We start from the raw sequence: 26,398 nt of genomic DNA on the forward strand, positions 1-26,398 counted from the left end.
ATCGGTGGGGCGGCTATACTCCACCATGGCACGAATTTCCCGGGATCGAGATGACGTCCACATCGCTCTGCTGCGTGGCGTCAATGTTGGTGGTTCGAAAAAGGTGCCGATGCTGGAGCTCCGCGAGCTCGCACGCAGCATCGGCTTCGGCAATCCGCGCACGCTGCTGAACAGCGGTAATCTGGTGTATGCCGCGCACGGTAAGCCGACGGAAGAAGCGGCGATCGCGCTCGAGCAGGGCATTCTGCAGCGCATGAAAGTGTCGACGCGCGTCGTCGTGGTCACCGCCGCGGAGCTCGACACGATCCTCGACGAGAATACCATCGATGGCGAAGACGTCGACCCGAGCCGCCTGTTCGTATCGATCTGGCGCGAGTTCTACGACCGGCAGGCGCTGTTGCCGCTCCTCGAGCAGGACTGGGGAGAAGAACAGCTGCACGTCGGATCGCGGGCCGCGTATCAGCATGCGCCCGAGGGCGCCACGGAGAGTCCACTCGTCGACGCCGTCGCGAAGCTGCTCGGTGACCGCGTGACGGCGCGCAACTGGAATACCATCGGCAAGCTGCAGTCGCTGGTAGACGATGTCGCGGCGGCCGCGAACGAAGACGCGTAGTTGGAGACCAGCGCGGACGAAATGCCGGCCCCCGGCGCCGCGCCCGCGCTGAAGCTCCGCGTGCTATACCCGGTGCTCGTGCTGGCGCTCGGTGCTGCACTCCTACTGCGATTGCGGCCCGCGACATTCAGCGCGCGTGAGCAGGCTGCGGTGCAGCGCGCCGCGCTGCTGGCGCTGTTCGACGCACGGGAACACGCAAAGCGACTCGTGTTCTGGAGCGACACCACACACTTGTCGCCCACATTGCAACTGCTGCGCGACTCCGGGGTCCCGTTCGAGGCACAACCACCCGATACCGCGGCCCTCGCACTGCCCTTGCCGGTGCATCTGGAGTCGTTGGCGACACTCGAGCAGCAGTTTCGCGCCGAGCCCGATGGATGGGAGGCGTGGTTCGCGCGCTATCCGGCCAGCAGCGGACTCGTGGCCCTCACGCGTCCGACCCTGCTCGCGCAGAGCCCCGACGGTACCCAGCGCGACGCGCTCAGTGTGGCCGTGATTGTGGCGCGCACCTGCGGTGAGCACTGCCACTCGGCGTGGCGTGTCACCTTGATACGCGATCGGCGAAATGTGTGGCAGGTGCGCGCCATCGAGCCCCTCACGCTGCCGCGCGACTGAGGGCGACCGCCGTTGCGGGTAGCGCCTTCGCGCGCCGCCCCGCACTATATCGACGGCGGGTAGCCCAGTTCTCGTTGGAGATCACTCCCCGCGCCACCTACGTCCGAGACGCGTATGCTCAAGACTGTCGGCATCATTCTGCTGGTCCTGCTTGGCGCGCTACTGCTCATGGCATCCCGTCAGCCGGATGCGTTCGCCATCGAGCGTGCGGTGGTCATCGCCGCGCCGCCGGAGGTGATCTTCCCGAAGATCGCCGATCTGCATCAGTGGGCCCCGTGGTCGCCGTACGAGAAGCTCGATCCGCAAATGAAGAAGGTGTTCAACGGCACGCCTGGTGCCGCGGGCGCCAGCTATTACTGGAGCGGCAACTCCAAGGCCGGCGAAGGCACGATGACCGTGCGCGAGCTGATGCCGCCCTCGAAGATCACGATGCAGCTCGATATGCTGAAGCCGATCGAAGGACACAACGTGGTCGAGTTCAACCTCGAGCCAGCCTCTGGCGGCACGCGGGTCACGTGGGCGATGCGGGGTCCGAATACCTTGTTATCGAAGGTGATCGGCTTGTTCATGAACATGGACACGATGATCGGCAAAGACTTCGAAGACGGATTGGTCACGCTCAAGACACGGGTGGAGGCGAAGTGAAATCGTTCGGCATCGCCCTCGCGGGCTACATCCTGATGTTCGTGGTTCTCTTCGCCACACTCACGGCGGTGTATTTCGCGCTCGGCACGGAGCGCACGTTTCTGCCCGGTAGCTACGCCGTGACGCCGCTCTGGATCGCGGTGTTTTGCTTCTTTCAGTTCGATTCCGGGCTGGTGGCGGGCATCGTGGTGTCGAAGCTGTCCCGCGATCGCAAAGTGCCGCTCATTCTCGCGGGCATGACGCTCGCGTTCGGCATTCTCATGGCACTTCCGGCGATCACGAGCGGCGTGAACGCGACCGTGGCACGCGACGGCTCGCTCACCAACATGGAGGCGATGATGCAGGCGCAGACACCGGTGTGGATTCAGCTGATCGCCCCGGCGCTCGCCGCGCTCGGTGTGACCGCCGGTGCGACGCTGATGTCCTTGGTCGGGCAGCGTCGCTCGTGAGTGCATCGGTTGAATCGTTGTGGAAGTCGGAGCAGGAAGACCGATGGCAGGCGGCACTTGCCGGTTACGACGCCGCGATCGCCGCCGTACCGTCGGGACGGCTGGTCGAACACGATGTGTGGTATCGCACCGAGCTGCCGGCGCTGATCGCGGCGCGCACCCCAGGCTACGTGTCGCACGAGGAGATGGTGCGCATCACCGAGTGGAAGATGGCGCGCGGCGTCTGGCGCGCACCGAATCTCGTGCTGGTGCGTGGCAACACCCCCGACGCGGTCGTCGAGGCAAGCCGGTCGGCGTGGGAGCAGATTCCGCACCCCACCAAGCCGGTTACCGCTCTGGTGGCGCTCAAGGGCGTCGGTGCTGCCACCGCGTCTGCACTGCTCGCCGTGATGGCGCCCACGGTGTATCCGTTCTTCGACGAGGACGTCGCGGCGCAGGTGCCGCAGCTCGGAGCGGTGGCGTGGACCAACGGGTACTACGCCAAGTACGCCGTGGCGCTGCGTGAGCGATCGGCGCAGCTGTCGGCGACGTTCACGCAGGTGTTCACCCCGGTGATGGTGGAGCGAGCGCTCTGGGCCACGCGCGACGTGTCTCGTCGCATGCCGACGTCGTGATGATGTCGTGATGACGACTGATGTGGTGATCTGTGGGGCCGGTATCGCCGGCATCGCCACGGCGCATGCGCTCGCCGTGACGCATTGTGTGCGCAACGTGCTGCTGGTCGATGAGCGCGCCCCGCTCACCTTGACCAGCGACAAGAGCACCGAGGCGTATCGCAACTGGTGGCCGGGCCCCGACGATGCGATGGTGCGGCTGATCGATCGCAGCATCGATCTCCTCGAGCAGTGGTCGGACGCCAGTGACGATCGATTCGGACTCAATCGCCGCGGGTATCTGTACGCGACGCGCGATCCGGCGACGGCAGACCGTTTCGCTGCTGATGCGGCGCGGGCGAGTGCACAGGGGGCCGGCCCGATTCGCGTCTATCGCTCGATGGCCGATGCTGCGCCGTATCGTCGGAGTCCGCACCGCGGCTTTCGTGGCGTCCCCGATGGCGCCGACCTCTTTCTCGATTCCCACGCGATTCGTCAGCACTTCCCATGGATGCATCCCGATATCGTCGCGGTCCTGCACGCGCGCCGGTGTGGCTGGTTCAGTGGGCAGCAGCTCGGCATGTATCTGCTCGAGGAAGCGAAGGCGGCCGGTGTCCAGCTGCTGAGCGGGCGTGTGGAGCGCGTGGTACACGCGTCGGGCGCCGTGGAGGCGGTGGACGTGGCGCACGCGGATGGCACGCGAACGCAGATCCGGACCCCTGTGTTCGTGAATGCGGCCGGCCCGTATGCCGCGCCGGTGGGCGCGTTGGTGGGCGCGGAGCTTCCGCTGTTTTCGGAGGCGCACTACAAGATCGCCATCGAGGACACCGCCGGGGTGATCGACCGCGACACGGGTCTGGTGATTCTCGATGATGCGCAGCTTCTCGCGTGGGGCGACGACGAGCGCGAAGAGCTGGCCGCGGACGACGCCACCCGATGGCTGACCGAGCCGATGCCGGCCGGCATTCATCTGCGACCGGAAGGGTACGGCGCGAGTCGTACGGTGCTGATGCTGTGGGATTACCACAGCGCGCATCGGTTCAGCGTGCCGGAGTATCCGATGCCTGACGACGCGCTCTATCCCGAGCTCGTGCTGCGCGGCATGACGTCGCTGGCCCCTGGGCTTGCCGCGTATCTCGAGCGATTGCCGCATGCGTACGTGGACGGCGGCTACTACACCAAGACGGCCGAGAACCGGCCGCTGGTAGGCCCTAGCGGCGCACACGGCGCGTTCGTGTGCGCGGCGTTCTCGGGCTTCGGTCTCATGGCCGCACCGGCCTGCGGTGAACTGCTCGCCGCGCAGATCATCGGTGCCACGCGGCCTCCTTACGAGCGGGCATTTCTGCCCACACGCTACGACGATCCGGCGTATGTCGCGCTGTTGGCCAACTGGGGTAGCACGGGGCAGCTGTAGCGCGGTGATGCCTACGGTCGCGGCGCGTTGCGCTTGACCTGCTCGTCCATGATGCGCAGCAGTTCCTGATTGCTCCACGGCTGCCAGCCGTGCGGCTTGAGTGGACGGCCGTAGTCGAACTTGCCGGCGTAGTACGGGCCCTTGCCCGGCTCCTTCGTGCTTTCGAGAAATGTCTCGAAGCGGTACACGCCGAGGTTGAGGAAGTAGTTGTCCATGTCACCGACGGCCACGTGCAACTTGCCGACCAGTCTTGGGCCAATGGTGGGCCAATTCCGCTCCACGTAATCGCGCAGGTCGTAGCCGTTGGTGCGCATCGCCTCGGCGACGCTCTTGTCGATCACACCGGTGCGCTTGTCCCACAGCGACTTGGGGTATCCATCGGCTCCCACCGGCGCCCAGGCGGCTTGCCAGCCATCCCACTGACCGGCTGAACGGCCCTTGGTCGCGATCACCAGTTCGGCGGTGTTCTCTTCGCGCATGGTGAGTTCGGTCATGCCTTCCGGTGAGCGACTGGACGGCACCTCGCGCGGCAGCCACGAGCGCTCGTTCATGACGAACGCATTCGAGTCGGCGTAGACGTTGCCGAACTGATAATTGCGGAAGTCGAGCTGGTCGGGATACAGCGACCACGCGCCACCGAACACGTCGGGATAGTGTACCTGCAGCGCGAGCACATCCCATCCACCGGTGGAGCCACCGGTCAGCGTGCGCGCGTAGGACGACGGAATGGTGCGGTAGCGCCTGTCGATCTCGGGAATCAACTCCTGCGTGATGGCGTCGCCGTACGGGCCATTGTTGGCCGAGTTGAGCACGTAGCTGTCGTCGTAGAACGGCGTGGGGTGCTGAATGAATACGGCGATGAACTCGGGTACCTTGCCCGCGGTCCACGCCTGCTGGAATTCACAGCCCGGTTCACGCGCGCTCCGCACGAGTCGCGCTGCCTTGGCCTGTGCGGTCTCGGGTGTGTCGCATCCATCGAAGGTGAAGCCGAACGGTGCCCGCTCGCTGAAGTGACCGACGGTGTACACCACCGGATAGCGCTTGGTGGTGTTCTGCTCGTAACCCTTGGGCAACAGCACCACCGCACCGAGTGGCATCTCGTGATTCCAGAAGGCGCTGACCTTCTTCGACGTCATCGTGAACCGCTTTACCCACGGCGAATCGGTGAGCGAGGCAACGGGCGGCAGGACCTTGGTGAGCGACAGCGAGATCACCGGATTCGTGGCCGGGTCGATGCGCAGCTTCTGCACCGCGCTCACGAGCGAGCCGGGCGCGTTGTTGAAGCGTTGGCCTTCCCACGCATCCATGTGCGCCCAGATCGTATGTCCGTCGGCGCGCGCAAACTTGGTGTACGGCAGGATCATGCCCCGCACGAAGTACTCGCCCGCGGGCAGCTGTTTCAGCGACGCCACCGGAAAGCCCAGCGTCGAGCCATCAATCGTGGCCACGTCGCCGGGACGCAGTCCCTCGACATCGACGCCGAAAAATGGTTCGCTGCCGCGACTGGAGCTGGCTTGCTGCCGCGGTTCGCTGCGATCGGTACGCGCGATGAAGAAGAAGGCGCGGCCGGTGATCGGGCCCGAGGCAACCGACGCGTCGAAGCGGAGTTGCACTGTCTGTGCGGCGGCGGGTGCGGTGATCAGGGCGACGCCGGCGGCTAGCCGTGCGGTAAAGCATGCGGTGAAACGGGGGAAGCGAAACATCGACATGGCGGTCAGTGCTGGTGCGAAGGCGGCGGCGGTGCCGCGAAGGGAACTTCCGACGCCAGCCCCGGCGCCGTGGATTCAGGAGTGTCGGAGAGATGTTCCTGCACGATGCGCCAGCGTCCGTTCTCGCGGCGCCAGAGCATCGTCCACGCGCCGCTCACGGTGTGTGGCGTGCCTTGCGGCGTAGTGTGCGGAATGCTGTACACGAGCGTGAGCACGGCGGCGTCGCGCGTGATCACGTCGACGTAGGTGGAACCCAGTACGAAGCGCGGGTTCTGCATGTTGCGACCCACGCGCTGCCAGAATCCGGCGATCTCGGCGGCCAGAGTGTCGCGCGCGGTGCTCACCCGCCCGGCCACCGCGGAGATGACACGTCCGCTGTCCGGGTACAGGCTGAGCAGCCGTGCGGCGGGGTCGGGCTTCGACAAGTCGTAGGCGTCGGTCACGAGGGCGCTCAGCGTGTCGGCGATCGCGCGTCGGTCAGCCGCCGAGACGCGGAGCGGGTCGGTGCACGCGGTCAGCATCGACAGGACGGCGGCGGCGGCGCCGACAGCGAACAGGCGGTGGATGAGTGGGCGCATCGTGGCGTGGGGAACGGGTGCCCGATTGGAACGGTGGACGGCTCTCCGTGAGGATAACGAGGGCGGTCTCATGCCGCTCCCGCTGTTTGGGACCTGTCCACGTTCCCGCGCAGAGGACACCGGTTGTCACCGTTTGAGGACGGTTGGTCGCGCGGAAAAGCGAAGTTCCCTCTGGCAGCGCGCCGACACCAACTGGCGCGGTCATTGCTGTGCACCTTGGTATCGGGATCACACGGCAGGCGCCGCGTGGATGCCCGTCTGCCATGGCCCGGCGGCCAGGAGGAGCGCGTGCGGAAGACGATGAAGACGGCGGCGGTCGTATCAGGAATGGCCGCGGTGTTCGCGCTGGGGGGCTGTGGTGGAGAACGCGATCAGGCGGCCATGACGGCCGACCTCGAACGTGACTTGCAGTTGGCGACGGCCGCCGAGCGCCCACGGACGGCGGTGGTGTCGGCGCTCGAGGGCGGCCCGACTGGCGCGCCCAGCGGTGACCAGGTGGGACGTCGCGATGCCGTGCCCACGCCGCGACGCACCGCGCGCCCCACGCCGAGCGCACCGATCACGGAAACGGTCACGCCGGACGCGGTGAGCGAAGCGCCCGCCCCGGCCGTCGTAACGACCGAGCGCGTGGAGCCCACGCCCGCGCCGAGCCCTGAGCCCGGTGTGCAGGCCCCGCCGGATTTATCGACCGAAGCTGCCGTCACCTCGGGCCCATCGGCCAGCGGCAACGAAGACGCTGGCCGCGATCGCGGCACCGGCAGCGGCAACGTCGGTAACGGCGACAGTGGACGTCGCGGCGGAGGATGGGGCGGCATCATCGGTGTCGTGATCCGCGGCGGCGGTGCCGGCGACGATCACTGCGAAGAGCATGACCGCCGGCGCAACGGCGGCCGCATTGGCACCCGCGTGGGCGGCAACGGCGGCATCATCGGCACCGTGATCGGTGAAGTGATCGACCGAGGACGAGCGCCGGTCGGGACGCCGCAAAGATGGCCGCGCTGATGGTCACGGGCAGACGGCGCTAGGAATAGACAGCGCTAAGAGTAAACAACGCTAAGAGTAAACAACGCTAAGAGTAAACAACGCTAAGAGTAAACAACGCTAAGAGTTAGGGGCGCTAAGAGTTAGGGGCGCTAAGAGTTAGGGGCGCTAAGAGTTAGGGGCGCTAAGAGTTAGGAGCGACGGGGAGAATACGCGTGACCGCACGGGGTGGTCGGCGCGGTTCGCCGTGTCGCTCTTTCCTTTTCGCGCCGTTTATTCTTGGCGCCCCTGATTCTTGGCGCCCCTGATTCTTGGCGCCGTTTACTCTTGGCGTTGTTTGCCGGTGACCCATCAGACGCTACTCTTCGTCACTCCCATGTCTCACTACGAAGAGCTCGGCGGCGAGACCGGCATTCGTGCGCTGGTCGATCGCTTCTACGATTTTATGGACACCGCCCCCGAAGCGGTGAACGTGCGGGCGCTTCACGCGACCAGCCTCAAGGCGTCCCGCGAGAAGCTCTATCTGTTTCTGACCGGGTGGACCGGCGGGCCGGATCTGTACGTAGAGCAGTTCGGCCATCCGAAGCTGCGGATGCGGCATTTTCCCTTTGCCATCGGCGCGCGCGAGCGGGACGAGTGGCTGTGGTGCATGGATCAGGCGCTGACCGAGCACGCGATGTCCGAGGAGCTCCGCGGATATCTGAAGCTCAGGATGCACCAGCTGGCCGATCATATGCGCAACCAACCCGAGTAGCTCAGAAGACCGTTATGCGCATTGTGGCCGGAAAGTTTGCAGGACGACACCTCACCTCACCCAATGATTTCCGGGTGCGCCCCACGGGGGAGACGGTGCGGGTGGCGCTCATGCGACTGCTGCGCAACGATCTCGAAGGGGCCCGCATCATCGATCTGTTCGCCGGCACCGGCGCGCTCGGCCTCGAAGCGCTGTCACGCGGCGGCAAGTACGTGGACTTCGTGGAGTTCCGCCCCTCGAGTCTGCATGCGCTGAAGGCCAACATCGCCGCGCTCGGCGTTCGCGAGAAGACACGCGTCTACAAGAAGGACGCGCTGCCGTTTGCGGGTGCCCTGCCGTCGGGGAAGTTCGATATCGCCTTCGCCGATCCCCCATACGAGTCGAAGATGCTGGACCGCCTCATCGAGAGCTGGCATCGGCAGAAGTTTTCGACGATCCTTGCGATCGAACACGCGCGGGTGCACGTGTTGCCACCGATCGTGAAGCCGCAGCATACCCAAGTGTTCGATGACAGCGCCATCTCGGTGTACCGCCTGTAGTTCTCACCTGTCGACATCCGTAGGCCCTACCATGCGCAACATGCTCCGCTCCGTCATTGCGGCGACCCTGCTGCTCGCGCCATCCATTGCGTCGGCGCAGCCGTCCTCGTGGAAGAAGCAGGCCGACCGCGTCACGATCATGCGCGACCAGTACGGCATCGCCCACGTGTACGGCAAGTCGGACGCCGATGCCGTGTTCGGCATGGTGTTCGCGCAGGCGGAAGACGACTTCAATCGCGTGGAGACGAACTACATCACAGCGATGGGTCGCACGTCGGAAGTGGAAGGCGAGGGCGCGCTGTGGCGCGACCTGCGCATGAAGCTCTTCATCGACACGCTCGACATGAAGGCGAAGTACGCGGAAAGCCCGGTGTGGCTGAAGGCGCTGATGAACAGCTTTGCCGATGGCTTGAACTATTATCTCGCGACGCACCCGCAGGTGAAGCCGAAGTTGCTCACGAAGTTCGAGCCGTGGATGGCCCTGACGTTCACCGAAGGCAGCATCGGCGGTGATATCGCCGGCGTGAACGCCGGCAGCATCGAGCAGTTCTATGCGCCGCGCATGGGGATGGCGCCGGCCGCGCCGTCGCGTGAGGAACTCGACGCGGAGTTCGAACCGCGTGAGCCCACCGGGTCGAACGGTTTCGCGATCGCGCCGAAGAACACCGCCAATGGACATGCGCTGCTGCTGATCAATCCGCATACGGATCACTACTTCCGTCCGGAGATCCACGTAAACAGCGAGGAAGGGCTCAAGGCCTACGGCGCCGTCACGTGGGGACAGTTCTTCATCTATCAGGGCTTCAACGACAAGAACGGCTGGATGCACACCACTGGCGGCGGCGACGTGGCCGATGAGTACCAGCTCACGGTTTCCGAGCGCGACGGCAAGGTGTTCTATCAGTACGCCGGTGGCGAGCGTGAGATGAAGTCCAAAGTCATCGTGTTGCCGTACAAGACGTCGGCCGGCATGCAGCGGAAGACGGTCACGGCGTACTTCAGCCATCACGGGCCGATCATCCGCAATGACAACGGCAAGTGGGTCGCCGTGCGGCTCATGCAGGAGCCGATCAAGGCGCTGATGCAGTCGTTTGGCCGTACCAAGACGAGCGACTTCGCGAGCTACAAGAAGGTGATGGAGCTGCGCACCAACTCGTCGAATAACACGGTGTACGCCGACGCGAGTGGCACGATTGCCTTCGTGAACGGTGACTTCATCCCGAAGCGCAATCCGAAGTTCGACTACACCCGTCCGGTGGACGGCGGCACGCCGGACACGGAGTGGCAGGGTCTGCATTCGCTCGACGAAACGATCCTCGTGACGAATCCGGCGAACGGCTGGCTGATGAACACCAACAACTGGCCGTTCACGGTAGCGGGCCCGAATAGTCCGAAGATCGGCGACTTTCCGAAGTACATGGCGCAGTATCAGGAAGAAAACGCGCGTGGCATTCACGCGATCCGCATGCTGAATGGCCGCACCGACTTCACCGTCGACAAGTTGATCGCGGCCGCGTACGACAGCTATCTCCCGGCCTTCGAGCAGATCATTCCGCCACTCGTCGGCGCATGGGATGCGCTGCCCGGTTCCGACACGGTGCGTACCAAGCTCGCCGACCAGATCGCGGTGCTGCGCAGCTGGGATTATCGTTTCGGGCTCACATCGGTGGCGATGTCGCTGGCGAATGCCTACGGCGAGGAACTCGCGCGCGTCACGCGTGGCAATCGCGCGGCCGCCCGCGACAACGCCGTGATGCTGGGCGCGCTCGCGCGCAGCGCCGACAAGCTGGCCAGCGACTTCGGGACCTGGAAGACGCCATGGGGCGAGATCAACCGCTTCCAGCGTCTCGACGGCCGCATCGCCGCCGTGTACGACGATGCGAAGCCCAGCATCCCGGTGCCGTACACGACGTCGAACTGGGGCTCGCTGGCGGCGTTCTCGCAGAACGGCGTGCGGACCACGAAGCGCATCTACGGGAATCGCGGCAACAGTTTCATCGCCGCCGTGGAATTCGGCCCACGCATCGTGGCCAAGACGTCACTCGCCGGCGGAGTGAGTGGCGACCCCGCGTCGCCGTATTTCATGAACCAGGCCGAGGACTACGCGAAGGGGCAGTTCAAAGTGGTGAACTACTATCGCGAGGACGTGGAGAAGAACGCCAAGCGCACGTACCACCCGGGTCAGTGAGCGTGGTGACCGACGGATCGATGCGCCCCGCCGCTGCGAGCTTCGCCGCTGCGAGCTTCGCCGCTGCGATCGACTTCGGGGCCAGCAACACCGATGTGGTCGTGCGCGACGGCAGCGCGACGCGGCACTGGACGCTGCCGAGCGAAGGGCAGCCCGATGAAGCGCGGGTTAGGCGCGTGCTCGACGCCGGTGGGGTGTCGCCACGCGATCTGGAGTGGATCGCCGTGACCGGTGGGAATCGCACGATGCTCCCCCAGTCGATCGACGATCGCATGCTGCATCGCGTTGATGAGGTGAAGGCGATCGGACACGGCGGTCTGGCGTTGGCCAATCTCGAGTCAGCGCTCGTGACGAGTGCCGGGTCGGGCACGGCGTGCGTCGCGGCCACCACGAACAGCGCGCATCATGTGACGGGTACCGGCGTCGGCGGGGGCACGCTCGTCGGACTTGGGCGACTCCTGCTGGGCACCGTCGATCCGCACGAAATCGATGCGCTGGCGCAGCAGGGATCCGATACGACGCACAATCTCACGATTGCCGAAGTGCTGGGCGGCGCGATCGGCAGTCTGCCGCCGGAGACGACCGCCGTGAACTTCGGCCGCGTGGCCCGTCATCCGGTGGAGGCGTCACGCGAAGACACGGCGGCCGCACTGGTGAACATGGTGGGGCAGGTGATCGCGGTGATTGCGATCAACGCGGCGCGGGCGCAGCAGCTGCCGCACGTAGTGATCGTGGGCCACCTGGCGGATCTCAAGAGCATCCGGCGCACGTTCGGCCTCGTCGCCAAGTTCTACGGCGCCACCATTCTCACACCGCAGGCCGGTGGTTCAGCGACAGCGGTGGGTGCGCTGCTGTCCACCGAGCGCATCCTGCGAACGGGCGCGTAAACTCCGCCCGTTCGCAGTCCGATGGCCTACTTGGTCTGACAGAGATGGTCGAGGGCGACCTTCGGCATGGATCCGGGCAGGGGTGTGGCGTATCCCGGGATTCCGACTTCCTTGTGCTGGGCCACTTTCGTCCCCTTGGCGTCGCTGTAATACCAGTTCTCCTTCACGGCGACGACCTGTTTGCGGCAGTCGAGCAAGAGCAGTGTGCGCGAGCTGTACCAATTGCCGCCTGGTACCTTGGTGGGCTTGTGGAACTGCACACGCAGCGGGGCGGTGATGATGCCCCCGTCGCGCTTCACCGACTTGGACTCGAGCAGCACCGTGCCGCCTTTGATCAGCCCGATCGGCTTGGGTGCCTGCGCTGATGCCTCGCGCGACGACAGCGCGATCACGGCGAGTGACGACAGCGCAACGAAGCGAGAGATGCGGCGCAACGACATCCTCGGCGTGAAGTGGGTGATCGAAGTCATGCACGGGTCCATGAAGGTCGAAACTACCGCGCAGCCCCGGCGACGCGATGCTCCGCATCGAGCAAACGACGGACGGTCTGCAATAGGTCGGCCGTAGAAAACGGCTTCGCCAGAAACGGAAGCTGGTACTCGGCGACGTCACGCACCAGTTCGTCGTCGTCCGGATAACCGCTGATGAAGAGTACTTTCACGAGCGGATATCGCACGGAAATCTCGCGAGCGAGATCGCCACCGGACATCCCGGGCATCACCACATCGGTGATCACCAGTTCGTAGGGACGAGTGGCGCTGGCGAGTGCATCGAGTCCCGCCTGTCCGTCTCCGGCGCGTGCAACCACATAGCCGGCGCGGGCGAGCATGCGCGTGGTGGCCGACGCGACGGCATCGTCGTCTTCGACGAGCAGAATGCGCTCGGCACCGGGCGTCACGGTGGCGGGCGCGATCGCCGCGGCCGCGATCAAGGGGTCAGAGTCGTTGAACGCCCCGTTCAACGACTCTGACCCCTTGATCGCGTTGATCGCAGCCGGCTCGGCAGTGGCCAGCGGGAAGTAGATGTGGAAGGTCGTCCCGCGGCCTTCGGTGCTGGCCACATGAATCGCACCGCCCGACTGCTGCACGATGCCGTACGCGAGGGCGAGACCGAGTCCGGTACCGCGTCCGCGGTCTTTCGTGGTGAAGAACGGCTCGAACATCCGCTCACGGGTGGCTGCGGAGATTCCCGTTCCCGTGTCGGATGCACTGATCTGTATGTAGTGACCAGACGGGAGCGTCGGCGTGTGCAGTTCGTGGTCGCCCAGTTCGATCCGCGACGTGGTGATCTGAAAGCGGCCGCCACTGGGCATGGCATCGCGTGCGTTGGCCGCGAGATTCATGAGCACCTGTTCAACCTGTCCACGATCGGCGCGCATCACACCGAGCTGTGGCCCGAGCGACAACGTCAGCGTGATGGACTCACCGAGTAGGCGCGCGATCATGCGCTCGATACCGGTGATGACGTCGTTCGGATCGAGCAACTGCGGCGCCATCGCCTGCTGACGGCTGAAGATCAGGATCTGCCGCGTGAGCTCGGCGGCGCGCTGCGCCGACGCCAGTACGCCTTCCACGTCATCGCGCACCGGCGAGGCGACGGGAAGATCAGCCAGCGCCATCTCGCTGTGGCCGATGATCGACGATAGATAGTTGTTGAAGTCGTGGGCGACGCCACCGGCGAATGAACCGAGGGCTTCGAGTTTGTGTGCCTGTCGGAGCTGCTCCTGCGATGCCGCGAGCTCCGTATTCCGCTCCACGATCGCGTCGGCCATGGTGTTGAACGTCCGGGCCAGGGTGCCGACTTCGTCGTCGCTGGCGATGGTCGAGCGGCGTGCCATGTCGCCGGTGGAGATGGCCCGCGCATCTCGCGTGAGCGACTCGATCGGCGACACGAAGCGCGCGACGATCCAGTAGCCGAGCACCACGACGGTGAGGCTGAAGAGCAGGCCGAGCAGGACATCCTGCGTGAATTGCGTGCGCGACGGGCCGAAGGCGTACTCGGTCGGGATGCCGACGTACACACGCCATGGGATCTGCGTGAGGGTCTGCGCCCCGAAGAGTCGCTCCACGCTGTCGATGGAGCTGGTCACGAACGTTCCCCACGCCAGTGGCACACTCGTGACCGACGGCCGTGGCTCCTGCGGAAACACCTTGCCGATCCAGGCATCTGCATCGCGCGAGCGAAGGACGATGCGGTCGGCGGAGTCGATCACGGAGAGAATCGAGCCAGAGGGTAGCCCGCGGGCAACATGCATGGCTTCAAGTGAGTCGAGGAGCATGCCCGCACCCACCATCGCGCGCACGCGTCCAGACGTCGAATCAACGATCGGCGCAATGAACGGGAGAAACCATGGGGTGTTGTCGTAGAGCGTGGTGCGCACTGGCGTACCCACAGTGAACCGCTTCGTTCGGAGCGCCTCTTGAAAGTAGGCGCGCTCGCCGAGCGCTACGGCAGCACGGCCCGCGGCGGGCAGCTTGGCGGCCCCGATGCTTCGGCCGAGCGAATCGACGAGAAAAATGTTCGAGTAGCGCACCGGCGTCTCGCGATACAACGCTTGCAACAGCACGTCGTTCCGTTCCGGCGCCGCGCTCAGGTCGACCAGCCGACGGAGGCTGTTCAGCAGCGTCTCTGCGTCGCGGACGGCCCCATCGAGTGACCGCGCAACGATCGTGGCTGTTTGCTGAGACTGTTCGCTGATCCGACGCTCTTCGGCGGCGCGTCGCTCGCGGGCGCGCAAGAACGCCAGCACGGTGATTACCGAAGCCACCAGAATGGCGGCGAGCTGGAGCCGACCGCGAATGCTCAGCGGTGAGAACAACGGTCGGCCGACTGGGGGAGGAGTCACTAGAAAAACTTACAGAGCAAACGAGGCCGCTTCAATTAGTTGGCTCAAGGCGGCCGGGCGGCCAGGATCTGGTCGGCGATGGCGCCGTAGTCGCGGTCGAAGTGATGGTCCCCCGGGCGCTCCCTCACGGTGTAGCGATTGGTATCGAGCGAGGGACAGAGAGTACCGGCTTCATGTTGACCGTACATGCAGAGCATGGCGGGGTGTCGGATACGATCGAGCTCGGGTCGCGCCGGCAGGTCGGTGGGGCGGCTCACGGAGCGTACGAGGTCGATGAGGTGGAACTCGAAGCTCGCCGTCGGCTCCATGCCGAGCATGCCGACCAGCTCAACCCGGGCCTGCAGCTCGACGGGAAGGCGATTGTAGATGAACGGCGCGAAACCCGCACCGCGCGAGTATCCGAGCAGGAGCACGCGTTCGCGTCCCCACGTGGCGGTGTAGTGCCGGATCAGCGCGGCCGTGGCCACGCTGGCGTCCTGAGGCGTGCGCGTGCCAGAGGTGAGCCAACTCCGAGAGTTGATGCCGACGACGGCCACCCCACGCTGCGCGAGGTGCCTGGCGGTTTCCGACACCAGTTCCTGCCATCCGCCGTCGCCGGTCCAGAAGATGGCGAGGGTATTGCCTGAGGTCGCGGGCACCTCGGTGATTGGCAGCGACGCGATGATCTGCTGATCCGACTTCGCCGACTGCGCCGTGAGCGTGCGCGGCACGATCGAGAGGACACCAGCCGCCACCAGCGCGCCGCCAACTGCCGCCGTGAGAGAGGCGGTGAGCGTCGCGGCGCTGACCGTGGCTTTGCGCTCGAGCGTGCCCCAGCCGACCAGGCGTCCGCGAAACGCCGCGAGCACCGACCGGAGCACGACCCAGTACATCACCTGTCGATAGGCGAATCGCTGCAGGACCACCAGCCAAGCCAGTCGACGGTCCTCGCCGCGCTCCATCAGCAGTGCGAGCATCGCGACGCCGATATCGACGACATTGAACACAGCGTAGACCGAGAGCAGATGCTGCAGGTCCGCGCGCCCGTAGGTGGCGCCGTGTGTACGGACGATCATGCCGACCGAGAGGAGGCTGAACAGGAACAGCAGGTCGGCGAGCGGTGACAGCGCGGTCAGGCACAACTGAAAGACCCAGGTGTTCAGCATCGCGATGGTGCCAAGCGTGCCGTATCGCGGACGTAAGAGAGTGTCCCGATGCTTCCAGGCGCACTGCAGTGTGCCGAAGCACCAACGGAAACGCTGGCGGGCCAGTAAGCGCAGTGTGTCGGGCGCTTCGGTCCAGGCGATTGCATCGTCGGCAAAGGCAATGCGCCAGCCACGACGCCGCAGTGCGATCGTGAGGTCCTGATCCTCGGCCAGCGTATCCTCCGAAAAGCCGCCGGCATCGCGCACTGCAGTCGCCCTCCAGGCGCCGACCGCGCCGGGCACCACGGTAATGGCGTTCAAGGCGGCAAACGCGCGCCGCTCGAGATTCTGGCTCGTGATGTACTCGATGGCCTGCCAGCGCGTCACGAGGTTGATCCGGTTGCCGACCTTCGCATTCCCGGCCACTGCGCCGACGCGCACGTCGGCCAACGGTGCCACCAGTCGTGCAATGGTGTCGGGCTCGAACACGGTGTCGGCGTCGAGACCCACGAGGATCTCTCCGCGGGCGCGGGTCATGCCATGATTGAGGGCGGACGCTTTGCCGCCGTTGCGCTTGGTGAGCACCAGCACGCGCTCGTCGCCGGCGAAGGTGTTGCGTGTCAGTGCATAGGTGTCGTCGAGTGACCCGTCGTCGATGACAATCACGTCGAGCAGGCCATCGTATCGTTGCGCCAGTAGGCTGCGCACGGTTTCCACCACGACGGCCTGCTCGTTGTGGGCCGGGACGAGCACGGACACCGACGGCGAGAATGACGGTGCGTATGGCGTCGCGTCTACGGCGAGTCGCCGTGCGTCCATCGTCGCATGCTTCGGCGCGAACCGTTCGCGCAGCGCGAGGAGGCAGATCAGTAGCAGGCGCGCGACGCCCAGCGTCACGGCGACTGTGAACAGCGCGCCGATGCACCATTCGACGCTACCCACCACCGCGTAGCCGGTGAACGCGATCCAACGCCGGCGGGCGGCGTCGGGCGTGAGCGGTGGCATCATCACGCTTGCCGGTGCATCGACCAAGGCGCCGATGCTGCCGATGGTATCACCGCGGGCCCGCAGCGAATCGATCAGCGGACCGATCGCCGCGACGGTCTGCGCGCGGTCGCCACCGCCATCATGCAGCAGGATGACGTTGCCGCGCGACCGCTGCGCCAGCGTGCGCGCGACGATGGCGGCTACGCCCGGCCGTCGCCAGTCGTCGCTGTCGATATGCACCCCCGTGGTGAGGTAGCCGAGCGAGGTCGCGATCTCCACCGGAGCCAGTTCGTCGATCGTGGTCGGTTCGGCATCGCCGAAGTACGGAGGGCGGAACAGCAGACTGCGACGACCGACGACGGCTTCCAGGAGCCGTGCGGTGGCATCGAGTTCGAGGCGGGTGCCGAACGGCGAGACGCGCGAGAGATCGGGGTGCGAGAACGTGTGCGATCCGATCTCATGACCCTCGGCCGCAATGCGCCGCGTGATTGCCAGATGAGACTGCACCTGATCACCGATCACGAAGAACGCGGCGGTGGCGTGCCGCGAGCGCAGCGTGTCGAGGATGGCCGGCGTCCAGTCTCCGTCGGGTCCATCGTCGAACGTGAGGGCCACCCGGTGGGGATGGGCGGCGCCGGTCCGCTCAACGGTCCACGGCTGCGGCATGGACAGCGTGCGGACATCTGTGATCAGCCCCGACAGGCTGTCGTGCGTGAGCGCGCGCGTCCCGGCCGTGGGATGCGACGTGACGCGCAGCAGCTCCCCGTCGCCCTGCATGTCGACGCCATAGCCCGGCGGCTGTACGCCGAGCTCCTCCCACGCCTCCTGATGCACATGCTTTCCGAAGACGCGCCAGATCGCGGGATCTTCGGCCCCGAGTCGCCACAAGGCCGCGCCGGCGGCGCCGAGCGACGTGGTCCGCTGCATCGCGTTCCAATTCGTCGTGGCATCGAGATACCAGAGCACGTGATCGGTGGAATCGGCGTCGGTCCAACTGATCACCGGCTCCAGTGCCTGTCGATCCCACTGTGGCCGCACGCCATGGTGTCTCGCGGCCGCCAGCGCCTCCGCGTACGTGACCGCCTCGGCGGGCTGCGCTGGCACGGCATCGTTCCAGGCGTAACCGAACGCGCCGAACGCCAGCATGACCTTCGCCGCTGGCACCAGTGTTAGCACGCGCTCCGCGGTGGCGGTGAACCACGGCTGGCTGGCGACCGGCCCCGGATCGTCGCGGTCACTGTGCTCGTCGTACAGCATCGCGATCACGACATCGGCATCGGCGCCGTATTGACGCAGGGTCGTCGCGTCGGCGTCCGCTGCTGCAGTGACGGCGACCACCGCGCCGGTGCGATGCAGGCGGGCGCGCAACGCGCGCAGCAGTGCACCAATCGCCGGTGTCTCACGTGACGGCACCAGCTCAAGATCGAGCACGATGCCGCCGAGGTGGTTCGTATCCACGAAGGCCACCGCGTCGTTCACGAAGCGCGTGCGCGCCGCGGCGTCGTGCAGCAGGTGTGAGACACGCTGCCCTGAGAAGGCGCGTCCCCCACTGTCGACGTTGGTGATCATGGCGAGCACGCGCGGTTGCTGCGCCGCTGGTAGGCGGCGCACCAGCGGGAGCACGCGTGGGTCGGTACGCCATTGCAGCGCCAGATCATTGGTGCGGAGAAAGCCCCATTCGGTGATCACCCAATCGAGGTCGCCTGCGTGATGGGAGAGCGACTGGTAGGCATCGTCGTCCCAATTCACGAAGAACGCGGCGCGCAGCGGTGTCGCGCGGGCGGTGGATTTCAGCAGCGCGGTCGCGACGTCGCGTCGAGTGCCCGTCGCCGCATCGGTGCGACTGAGGCGACTGAACAGGCGACGCCGCGCCCGCGCATCGACCGCGTGGGGTTTGACCAGCGCTCGCGGTGCGACCCAGCCGGGTAAGAGCGGCGGCGCCAGAATCCCCACCAATAGATAGCCAACGAGCAGCGTGGTGACGACGCCACTGAGGGCGATGACGCCGCGTACGCGACGCCAGCGACGTCCCGTTGGATCGAGGAAGACCGGGCGACGGACGGTAGTATCGAGTCTGGACATGTGTGTATGGAAACCGCCGGATACTGACGCCAGGATAACGCGCCAGCGTGCGCGACCTGTTATCTGCAGTTCAGGCAGCCGCTTTCAGCTTTCGCGCATGTCGATCACTCCTGCTGCGATGCGTCCTTCGTCTTCTCGCGGATGGCTCGCGCCATCGGTCATGCTGCTGTTGCTGGTGGCGTCGATCGTCATGCTGCACCGCGAACTCGCCGGTGTGGGTACCCTGCGCATCCGCGAGTCGCTGACGGCGATCCCGTCGTCAGCGCTTCTACTCGCCGTCGGGCTGACCGTGTTGGCCTATCTGCTGCTGAGCGGATACGACCTCTTGGCGTTGCGTTACGTCGATGCGGGGATCGGTCTCACACGAACGGTTCTCACGTCATTGATCGCATACGCGCTCAGTCAAACACTCGGCTTCCCGTTATTCACCGGCGGTGCCGTGCGCGTGCGCTACTGGAGCATGTGGGGACTGTCCGGGCCCGAGATCGCGCGCGCCACGAGTTTCGTGAGTGCGACATTCGCCGTGGGTGTGGCCGCGGTGTGCGGGTTGGCGCTGTTGTTGGAGCCGACGCCCTTGCTGGCGCTCTGGCACGTACCGGCGCTCCCCGCTCGCGCGGTCGGCGCGCTCCTGTTGCTGAGCGTGATCGGCTATGCGCTCTGGACTGTGGAACGGGGAGGTGGCGTGCTCTCGTGGCGTCGCTGGGATATTCCCATTCCCCCGCCGACACTCGCGCTCGCGCAGATTGCGCTCGGTCTGCTCGACTGGAGCGTGGCCGGCCTGGTCGCCTATGTGCTGCTGCCCGCTGGGCACGCACTTACGCCGCTGGCCTTTCTGGGCGTGTTCGCCCTGGCGCAGTTCGTCGGGGTGATGAGTCACGTTCCCGGCGGGATCGGTGTGTTCGAAACCGTGATGCTGCTGGCGCTTCGCGGAAGCGCACCGCCGGCGCAGTTGCTGGGCGCGCTCCTCGCCTATCGCGCGATCTACTATCTGTTGCCGTTTGCGGCGGGACTGCTCACACTCACGGCGATCGAGATGTACCAATATCGATCGCGCGTGCCCGCATTCGTGGGCGCCGCAACGACATCGGCCACAGCGGCCCTTGGTCTCGCGCAGCGGGTAGCCATCGTGCTGCAGCCATTGCTGCCGAGTACGATCGCCATCAGCACGTTCATCGGCGGTGCACTGCTGTTGTTCTCCGGCGCCACTCCGGCAGCGCACGGACGGGTGCACGCGCTCACGGCGGTCCTGCCGCTCGGACTCGTCGAGCTCAGTCACTTTGCCGGGAGTCTCGCCGGCGTCGGGCTGCTGGTGCTCGCCGCTGCGCTGCGGCGACGTCTCGATGCGGCATGGGGGGCGACGGTGGTGCTGCTGAGCCTGGGCATCGCGGCGTCGCTGCTCAAGGGTCTCGATTGGGAGGAGGCCTCAGTGCTCGCGGTGGTGCTCGTGGCGGTGGTGATGTCGCGGCGGGCGTTCTACCGTCCGACGACCCTCACCGCCGACGTGCTCACACCGGGATGGATGATCGCAGTGATCGGCGTCGTCACGACCAGCGTGTGGCTGGGGATGCTGACGTATCGACACGTCGACTACTCGCACGCCATGTGGTGGGAGTTTGCGGCACACGGCAACGCGCCACGCTTTCTACGCGCGAGCGCCGGCGCGATCGTGGCGGTGTTCGCGGCCGGCCTCTGGTTGCTGTTCCGTCCGGCCGCACTCGAGCCGGTGCTGCCCTCGGCCGACGAGCTGTCACGGGCGGAGGCGATCATCCATCGCGTACCGGAATCCACGCCGGCGCTCGCCTTGCTCGGCGACAAGGCACTGCTCTTCAGCGATCGCGGCGATGCGTTCGTGATGTACGGCGTGTCCGGTCGCAGCTGGATCGCCATGGGAGATCCGGTGGGTGTACCGGCACGGTTTCCCGACGTGGCATGGCGATTTAAGGAGGAAGCGGACGCGCATGGTGCGATCCCGGTGTTCTATCAGGTGACGCCGAGTCGGCTGCCGCTCTACGTCGATCTGGGCATGACGCTGCTCAAGCTGGGCGAGGAAGCGGTGGTGCCACTCGACACGTTTTCGGTGGACGGCGCAGACCATCGCTGGATGCGGCGTGTGCTGAAGGAAAGCGAGAAGCACCAGCTATGCTTCGAGATCGTACCACCCGACCAGGTGCCGGCGCTTTTACCCGTGCTACGCGCGATTTCTGATGCGTGGCTGCGCGGGAAGACCACGCGCGAGAAGGGATTCTCGCTCGGGCGCTTCGACGACGCGTATCTGCGACACTTTCCCATGGCGCTGGTCCATGCGCCGAGCGCGAACGGCGCGCCAGGTTCGCAGATCGTGGCGTTCGCCAACCTCTGGGCCGGTCAGGACGGTGGTGAGCTGTCGCCCGACTTGATGCGCCGTTCCGCCGACGCGCCGAAGGGCACGATGGACTTCCTGTTCGTGCAGCTGATGCTGTGGGGCAAGGCGCATGGGTACCGCTCGTGCAACATCGGCATGGCGCCGCTGGCCGGCCTGCGCGACACGGCGTTGGCACGGCCGGAGTTGGCGCCACTCTGGGCCCGCGCCGGCGCGTTTCTGTATGGCCGCGGCGATTCGTTCTACAACTTCCAGGGGCTGCGCGCCTTCAAGGAGAAGTTCTCGCCGGTCTGGGAGCCGCGCTATCTCGCGTCGCCGGGTGGGATTGCATTGCCGCGCGTGCTGACGAACGTGGCGTCACTGATTGCCGGCGGCGTCGGTGGAATCGTACGGAAATAGCAACGCGGGGAATGGCTGACATGCCATCCCCCGCGTTGCGCCGTGCAGGTGGTCGGAGCTAGTGCTTCTTGGCCGCGTGCGTAGCCTTGCCGCTGTCTTTGGCGGCCGCGGCAGGCTTGGCCATGGCTGCACCCTTCGCCGAGGCGGCGGAGGCCGCAGCGGGGGCGGTGGCGGTCGCTGCGTGTTTTGTGCTGTCGTGCGCGGCCTTCGCGGCCGGCTTGGCCGGCTGCGCGCCGGCGACCGAGGCGGCGATCAGCAATGCGAACACGGAACCCGTTGCGCGTGCGATGGACATGGTGTCTCCTTGTGCAGTAGCCTCTCCATGTCGGTCCCCAGCCAACCGGCCGGGCACCCCCGGAGGGAGCGACGGTAAGTTGGCATTGGCTACCTGAACGCTACCTAACGGCGCCCCGCCTCACGCCGCACCGCCTCACGGCTCACGGCCCCACGGCTCATCGCATGCGGATTCTGCTCGCGGAAGACGATCCACGGCTGAACGACCTCCTCGCCCGCGCGTTGCGGGAGCGCGCCTATGCCGTGGACGTCGTGACCGACGGCGAGTCGGCGTTGATCGAAGCGGCGGTGAACGAGTACGATGCGATCGTGCTCGACGTGATGCTCCCGCGGCGTACCGGCCTCGAGGTGTGTGCCGAACTGCGGCGTCGTGGCCGGCAAACGCCGATCCTCATGCTGACCGCGCGCGACGCGCTACGCGATCGGGTCGCAGGACTGGACAGCGGCGCCGACGACTACGTCGTGAAGCCGTTCGAACTCGATGAGCTCCTGGCACGGTTGCGCGCGATCATGCGCCGCGGGCCGGCGCTGCAGGATGAACAGATCGTGGTCGGCGACCTCGTGGTCGATACACGTGCGCAGCAGGCATCGCGGGCCGGCGTGCCGCTGGGCCTGACCACCCGGGAGTACGCGCTGCTGGAATATCTGGCGCGACATGCCGGACGCGTGGTGGGTCGTGCCGAGCTCACGGAGCACGTGTGGGACGCCAACCACGATCCGATGTCGAACGCCCTCGAGGTGTACATCGGACGCGTGCGCAAGAAACTCGAGGCGCCGAATCCGGTGGGCATGCTGCACACCCGCCGCGGTTCCGGCTATCTGCTCAGCGACGTGACGGACGACGGACGCGCCGCCGCCACATGAAGCGAGCCGTCGGGCCTCCCTGGACGCTATCGATTCGGGCGCGCCTAACGCTGTGGTATACCGCGGCGCTGGCCGTGCTGCTGGTGGTAATGACGCTCGCCACGTACGGTATGCTCACGCGTACCACGCAAGCCGACGCCGACGGATATCTCACGGAAGCCGCCGATGAAGTCGCGGCGTCGCTCCAGTTGGCGCTGTCTACGGTGCCGCGCACGATCGCGAGCGACACGGCGGCGGCACGGTGGGCCGCCGGACGGACACTCGATAATCATCGCTTTCGCGACATCGGCGTGGCCCTGTTCAGAGCACGCACTGCGACTCCCGACGACGCCAGCCGACTCCTCCTGCTAGCGGTCGACACCACGTCGACGGCGACCCGCGAATTCGGCGGCGCGGCCGGCTGGTTGCTGGCCAGCAAGTCGCCCACACGTGCCCTCACGTTAATGGACACCGATGTGACGACCCTCGGTCCGCACCGCGAGCGGGTGGTCTCGATGCCGGTCACCACCCGTCGCGGCACCTTCGTCGTGGCACTCAGTCAGTCGACCGAGCGGCACGAGGCCACGTTGCAGCGCGTGCGCGAGGCCATGTACATCGGCGTGCCGCTGGCGCTGCTGCTTGCCATGCTGGGGGGCCTGCTTCTGGCTGCGGCGAGTCTGCGGCCAGTCGAGGCCATGCGCCTGACGGCTGAACGCATCGGGGCGCGTACGCTGCACGAACGGTTGCCGGTCTCGCCGGCCGCCGACGAGCTCTCTCGATTATCGCAGACCTTCAATGCGCTGCTGGATCGCGTGGAGGACGCCTTCGAGCAGCGCCGGCGCTTCATCGCCGATGCCTCGCACGAGCTGCGCACACCCGTGTCGATCGTCATCGGCGAGAGCGAACTGGCCCTCACCACCGATCGTTCGCCCGACGCGTATCGAACGGCGCTTGGCGTCATTCACGGCGAGGCTCGCCGGCTTGCGCTCATCGTGGGCGACCTGTTCCTGTTGGCGCGCAGCGACGCCGCCGAACAGACGCTCGTACCGACCAACCTCTTCCTCGAAGAACTGGTGGGCGATTGTATCGACGCCATGGGCACCATCGCCTTGGCCAAGCAGATCACGCTGTGCTTCTCACCCGAGAGTGAAGTGCCGTACACGGGCGACGAGGCCATGCTGCGGCGCGTGGTGGTGAACCTGCTCGACAACGCTATCAAGTACACACCGTCCGGTGGGACGGTCACGGCGCAGGCCGAGCCGCAGTCGGGCGGCGGTGCGGTGATCCGGGTGAGCGATAGCGGAGCCGGCATCGCGCCCGAGCACCAGATGCGCATCTTCGAGCGCTTCTACCGCGTCCAACACACGACGCCCCGCACCGGGTTGCCTGATGCAACTGGTGCGGGGCTCGGATTGCCGATCGCCGCGTGGGTGGCGAAGGCGCATGGTGGCTCCCTCGTGCTCGCACACAGCGATGCACAAGGAAGTGTGTTCGAACTGCGCTTACCGCCCTACCGGTTGCAGCTCGGGTAGGTCGGGTCGGCCCCGCCGATCTCCGGCTTCTCCTTCCGGTTCGCCACGGCCGTCATCACATCATGCACAAAGCGTCCCAGTCGCGCGGCGTGATCGTAGTCGATGTACTGCGGCTCGTCCGACTGCATGTGGTAGTCGGGGCCGTAGCCGAGCGACATATACACGACCGGAATGTTCTTGCGAACGTAGTTCACCTGATCGCTGCGGCAGAAGCGGTTGAGCGGGTTCGCGGGAATGTCCCAACTCTTGTCGATCGCCATCGGCTCCGGGCTGTTGGCGTTCACCGAGTCGATGATGTCGCCGAAGTCACGCGACAAGCGACGCGCGCCCAGCATCTGCACGGAATTCGGTCCGCCGAACTTCACCTGATCAACGCGGCCCTTGCCGACCATGTCCATGTTGTGCGCGGCGACGACCTTCTCGATCGGGATCGTCGGGTTGTCGACGAACCACCGCGAGCCGAGCAGACCGCCCTCTTCACCCTGGTGCGACACGAAGATCACCGAACGCGCCGGCTTCTCCTTGGCGAACCTCTCGGCCAGCTCCAGCAGCACCATCGAGCCCGATCCATCGTCGTCGGCGCCATTCATGATCGAGTCCTTGCGAGCCGGACGCGATGCACGAGCCTTCGCGATCAGGGCGTTGATCTTCACCTGCTGTTCCGCCGTCGGGATGCACGTGGGATCGTTGCTGCCCTGACGACGCGTCACGAAGTTCGTGGCGCGCAGCGAGTCGTGGTCGACGACGGTGGTGTTGATGCCCACGTGGTCGTTGTGTGCGCCCACCAACACGTACTCTTCCTTGAGCGTCGGATCGGAGCCGGGGAGGACGGCGATCACGTTGCGCGCGGCATAGGCCGCCGGACGCCACGTCTGGTTCCACGACGCCGTGATCGGCTGACCGACGGTCCCGACGGTCACCTGATCGATCGGCTTGCCGAACAGCTGCTCGGCCGTCTTGCGCGAGATCGTCGCGCCGGCGGGTGCGTCAGCGTTGAGTGCCGTAGTGGGACGCATGCCGTTGCGGCCTTCGAAGGCCGCGTTCACGGTGGCCGGCGTCATTTCTTCTAGGCCGATCACGAGCACCGCCACCGCCCCCGCCCGTCGGGCGCGTGGATCGCGGGCGCCCGCCGCCGCCGCGGGTGCCGCCGGACGGGCCGGCGTCGCCGCCGCAACCTTGTCGGCGGCAAGAATCGCGTTCACGCCGAACTTGTTTGGCACATCGGCACAGCTCACGAACGACGCCGGTCCGCGCACGCCACCTGAGGCACCGGCACCCGGCGCGGCGAGAAACACCGCCACCTTCCCCTTAAAGGCTTCGGGGTCGAGCATCACGGCGGTGTCGCCCCACGTGCCGGCGAACACGGCGGGTACGCCATTGAGCTCGGCCTTGCCACCGAATCCGTTCTGCGCGCTCGGCGCGGTCGGAATCCAATCCCGCTTCGCCGACAGCGCCGTAGCTCCAATCATGAGGGAGGAGCCGCTGCTATCGAACTGCGTGGGGCCGAAGGGGAGCGTCTGGAAGTACGTCCCGCTATCGCCGGCCGGCTTGAGGCCGAAGCGCTTGAACTCGCCGGCGATGTACTCGGTGCCCTTGAAGTTGCCCTTCTCGCCGATACGACGGCCCTGCATGGAGTCGTCGGCGAACTGGTAGAGACGGGTGCGAAGGTCGTTGGCCGTGATCGACGCCACGGTCGGACGCGGTGCCCACGTGCGCGGACCCTCGTCGGGCCACACCGGACGTTCCGGTCGCGCCACCTTCGTGGCGTTGGGGCGATTCTGCGCGGAGAGCGCGACGGAGGCACCGGTAAGCAGGGCCATGGCCGTGGCAGCAAGACGTGCGGGTCGGAACACGAGACGCATCCTTGGTCGGGTGAAGCGGTGAGCCGGGCGCGAAGCTGAATGCCGAGCGATCCCCAACAATACGCCGCATATTGCTCGGGCGTTCACCTGTCTCCCGCCGACCCCG

The 26,398-nt window shown here is 66.2% G+C and carries 21 protein-coding genes; 14 read left to right on the forward strand and 7 right to left on the reverse strand.

The genetic code is table 11. The features are described 5' to 3' along the window. The first annotated feature begins 25 nt into the window (after positions 1 to 25). From HKW67_RS18830 to HKW67_RS18855, 6 genes are all read left to right on the forward strand, one after another. Positions 26 to 613, forward strand: coding sequence for a DUF1697 domain-containing protein (locus tag HKW67_RS18830; RefSeq protein ID WP_171226852.1), 588 nt, complete (start codon positions 26 to 28; stop codon positions 611 to 613). After that, positions 614 to 1,228: a hypothetical protein gene (locus tag HKW67_RS18835; RefSeq protein WP_206044496.1), complete on the forward strand. Its 615-nt coding sequence runs from the start codon at positions 614 to 616 to the stop codon at positions 1,226 to 1,228. Between the two features lie 114 nt (positions 1,229 to 1,342). Beyond that, positions 1,343 to 1,873 carry an SRPBCC family protein gene (locus HKW67_RS18840; RefSeq protein ID WP_171226854.1) on the forward strand — a complete coding sequence of 177 codons (531 nt, stop codon included), beginning with the start codon at positions 1,343 to 1,345 and terminating at the stop codon, positions 1,871 to 1,873. Then, positions 1,870 to 2,322 carry a hypothetical protein gene (locus HKW67_RS18845; protein ID WP_171226855.1) on the forward strand — a complete coding sequence of 151 codons (453 nt, stop codon included), beginning with the start codon at positions 1,870 to 1,872 and terminating at the stop codon, positions 2,320 to 2,322. The genes HKW67_RS18840 and HKW67_RS18845 overlap by 4 nt, the downstream gene beginning before the upstream one ends. After that, the gene (locus HKW67_RS18850) at positions 2,319 to 2,936 is read left to right on the forward strand and encodes a hypothetical protein (protein ID WP_171226856.1); all 618 of its coding nucleotides are present in this window, start codon (positions 2,319 to 2,321) and stop codon (positions 2,934 to 2,936) included. The genes HKW67_RS18845 and HKW67_RS18850 overlap by 4 nt, the downstream gene beginning before the upstream one ends. A 10-nt stretch (positions 2,937 to 2,946) precedes the next feature. After that, positions 2,947 to 4,329, forward strand: a complete 1,383-nt coding sequence (locus HKW67_RS18855) for an NAD(P)/FAD-dependent oxidoreductase (RefSeq protein WP_171227750.1) — start codon at positions 2,947 to 2,949, stop codon at positions 4,327 to 4,329. 11 nt (positions 4,330 to 4,340) lie between these two features. Here the strand turns inward: HKW67_RS18855 and HKW67_RS18860 are convergent, their stop codons facing one another. Then, positions 4,341 to 6,038, reverse strand: a complete 1,698-nt coding sequence (locus HKW67_RS18860) for an alpha/beta hydrolase-fold protein (protein ID WP_171226857.1) — start codon at positions 6,036 to 6,038, stop codon at positions 4,341 to 4,343. Positions 6,039 to 6,043: 5 nt separating this feature from the next. After that, positions 6,044 to 6,616 carry a YybH family protein gene (locus HKW67_RS18865; RefSeq protein WP_171226858.1) on the reverse strand — a complete coding sequence of 191 codons (573 nt, stop codon included), beginning with the start codon at positions 6,614 to 6,616 and terminating at the stop codon, positions 6,044 to 6,046. Positions 6,617 to 6,862: 246 nt separating this feature from the next. Here HKW67_RS18865 and HKW67_RS18870 point away from each other — a divergent pair, with 246 nt between their 5' ends. From HKW67_RS18870 to HKW67_RS18890, 5 genes are all read left to right on the forward strand, one after another. Next, positions 6,863 to 7,618 (forward strand): hypothetical protein, encoded by a 756-nt coding sequence (locus tag HKW67_RS18870; RefSeq protein WP_171226859.1) that lies wholly within the window; start codon positions 6,863 to 6,865, stop codon positions 7,616 to 7,618. A 322-nt stretch (positions 7,619 to 7,940) separates the two neighbouring features. Beyond that, on the forward strand, positions 7,941 to 8,351 hold the full coding sequence (locus tag HKW67_RS18875; RefSeq protein ID WP_230981062.1) for a group II truncated hemoglobin: 411 nt from the start codon (positions 7,941 to 7,943) through the stop codon (positions 8,349 to 8,351). A 74-nt stretch (positions 8,352 to 8,425) separates the two neighbouring features. Beyond that, a complete protein-coding gene (locus HKW67_RS18880; RefSeq protein ID WP_230981063.1) occupies positions 8,426 to 8,890 on the forward strand; it encodes an RsmD family RNA methyltransferase in 465 nt (154 codons plus the stop codon). Between the two features lie 31 nt (positions 8,891 to 8,921). Continuing rightward, a complete protein-coding gene (locus HKW67_RS18885) occupies positions 8,922 to 11,078 on the forward strand; it encodes a penicillin acylase family protein (protein WP_171226861.1) in 2,157 nt (718 codons plus the stop codon). Positions 11,079 to 11,083: 5 nt separating this feature from the next. Then, entirely contained in the window at positions 11,084 to 11,965 is an 882-nt protein-coding gene (locus tag HKW67_RS18890) for an acetate and sugar kinases/Hsc70/actin family protein (RefSeq protein ID WP_171226862.1), read from the forward strand. Positions 11,966 to 11,991: 26 nt separating this feature from the next. Here HKW67_RS18890 and HKW67_RS18895 read toward each other — a convergent pair whose 3' ends face one another. From HKW67_RS18895 to HKW67_RS18905, 3 genes are read right to left on the reverse strand one after another with little or no spacing between them, the layout of a single operon-like run. Continuing rightward, complete coding sequence (locus HKW67_RS18895) at positions 11,992 to 12,435, reverse strand: surface-adhesin E family protein (RefSeq protein ID WP_171226863.1); 444 nt, start codon at positions 12,433 to 12,435, stop codon at positions 11,992 to 11,994. Between the two features lie 23 nt (positions 12,436 to 12,458). Then, positions 12,459 to 14,810: an ATP-binding protein gene (locus tag HKW67_RS18900; protein ID WP_171226864.1), complete on the reverse strand. Its 2,352-nt coding sequence runs from the start codon at positions 14,808 to 14,810 to the stop codon at positions 12,459 to 12,461. 44 nt (positions 14,811 to 14,854) lie between these two features. Next, positions 14,855 to 19,003 carry an AcvB/VirJ family lysyl-phosphatidylglycerol hydrolase gene (locus tag HKW67_RS18905; protein ID WP_171226865.1) on the reverse strand — a complete coding sequence of 1,383 codons (4,149 nt, stop codon included), beginning with the start codon at positions 19,001 to 19,003 and terminating at the stop codon, positions 14,855 to 14,857. Between the two features lie 118 nt (positions 19,004 to 19,121). Here HKW67_RS18905 and mprF point away from each other — a divergent pair, with 118 nt between their 5' ends. Continuing rightward, positions 19,122 to 21,761: a bifunctional lysylphosphatidylglycerol flippase/synthetase MprF gene (mprF, locus tag HKW67_RS18910; RefSeq protein WP_171226866.1), complete on the forward strand. Its 2,640-nt coding sequence runs from the start codon at positions 19,122 to 19,124 to the stop codon at positions 21,759 to 21,761. Positions 21,762 to 21,819: 58 nt separating this feature from the next. Here mprF and HKW67_RS18915 read toward each other — a convergent pair whose 3' ends face one another. Beyond that, on the reverse strand, positions 21,820 to 22,056 hold the full coding sequence (locus HKW67_RS18915; protein WP_171226867.1) for a hypothetical protein: 237 nt from the start codon (positions 22,054 to 22,056) through the stop codon (positions 21,820 to 21,822). A 164-nt stretch (positions 22,057 to 22,220) separates the two neighbouring features. Here HKW67_RS18915 and HKW67_RS18920 point away from each other — a divergent pair, with 164 nt between their 5' ends. Together HKW67_RS18920 and HKW67_RS18925 are read left to right on the forward strand one after the other, a co-directional pair. Then, the gene (locus HKW67_RS18920) at positions 22,221 to 22,919 is read left to right on the forward strand and encodes a response regulator transcription factor (RefSeq protein ID WP_171226868.1); all 699 of its coding nucleotides are present in this window, start codon (positions 22,221 to 22,223) and stop codon (positions 22,917 to 22,919) included. Then, positions 22,916 to 24,430 (forward strand): sensor histidine kinase, encoded by a 1,515-nt coding sequence (locus HKW67_RS18925; protein WP_171226869.1) that lies wholly within the window; start codon positions 22,916 to 22,918, stop codon positions 24,428 to 24,430. The genes HKW67_RS18920 and HKW67_RS18925 overlap by 4 nt, the downstream gene beginning before the upstream one ends. Here HKW67_RS18925 and HKW67_RS18930 read toward each other — a convergent pair. Next, positions 24,409 to 26,283 carry a M28 family peptidase gene (locus HKW67_RS18930; protein WP_171226870.1) on the reverse strand — a complete coding sequence of 625 codons (1,875 nt, stop codon included), beginning with the start codon at positions 26,281 to 26,283 and terminating at the stop codon, positions 24,409 to 24,411. The genes HKW67_RS18925 and HKW67_RS18930 overlap by 22 nt on opposite strands. Between the last annotated feature and the right edge of the window lie 115 nt (positions 26,284 to 26,398).

This window comes from Gemmatimonas groenlandica (assembly GCF_013004105.1).
Classification (GTDB): Bacteria; Gemmatimonadota; Gemmatimonadetes; order Gemmatimonadales; family Gemmatimonadaceae; genus Gemmatimonas; species Gemmatimonas groenlandica.

What these genes read in the sequence shown, in the direction of transcription:
- HKW67_RS18855 (WP_171227750.1), top strand. Translation starts at nt 2,947, where the DNA reads ATGACGACTGATGTGGTGATCTGTGGGGCCGGTATCGCCGGCATCGCC.
- HKW67_RS18860 (WP_171226857.1), bottom strand. Translation starts at nt 6,038, where the DNA reads ATGTCGATGTTTCGCTTCCCCCGTTTCACCGCATGCTTTACCGCACGG.
- HKW67_RS18905 (WP_171226865.1), bottom strand. Translation starts at nt 19,003, where the DNA reads ATGTCCAGACTCGATACTACCGTCCGTCGCCCGGTCTTCCTCGATCCA.
- mprF (WP_171226866.1), top strand. Translation starts at nt 19,122, where the DNA reads ATGCGTCCTTCGTCTTCTCGCGGATGGCTCGCGCCATCGGTCATGCTG.
- HKW67_RS18915 (WP_171226867.1), bottom strand. Translation starts at nt 22,056, where the DNA reads ATGTCCATCGCACGCGCAACGGGTTCCGTGTTCGCATTGCTGATCGCC.
- HKW67_RS18865 (WP_171226858.1), bottom strand. Translation starts at nt 6,616, where the DNA reads ATGCGCCCACTCATCCACCGCCTGTTCGCTGTCGGCGCCGCCGCCGCC.
- HKW67_RS18830 (WP_171226852.1), top strand. Translation starts at nt 26, where the DNA reads ATGGCACGAATTTCCCGGGATCGAGATGACGTCCACATCGCTCTGCTG.
- HKW67_RS18925 (WP_171226869.1), top strand. Translation starts at nt 22,916, where the DNA reads ATGAAGCGAGCCGTCGGGCCTCCCTGGACGCTATCGATTCGGGCGCGC.
- HKW67_RS18920 (WP_171226868.1), top strand. Translation starts at nt 22,221, where the DNA reads ATGCGGATTCTGCTCGCGGAAGACGATCCACGGCTGAACGACCTCCTC.
- HKW67_RS18885 (WP_171226861.1), top strand. Translation starts at nt 8,922, where the DNA reads ATGCGCAACATGCTCCGCTCCGTCATTGCGGCGACCCTGCTGCTCGCG.
- HKW67_RS18840 (WP_171226854.1), top strand. Translation starts at nt 1,343, where the DNA reads ATGCTCAAGACTGTCGGCATCATTCTGCTGGTCCTGCTTGGCGCGCTA.
- HKW67_RS18895 (WP_171226863.1), bottom strand. Translation starts at nt 12,435, where the DNA reads ATGACTTCGATCACCCACTTCACGCCGAGGATGTCGTTGCGCCGCATC.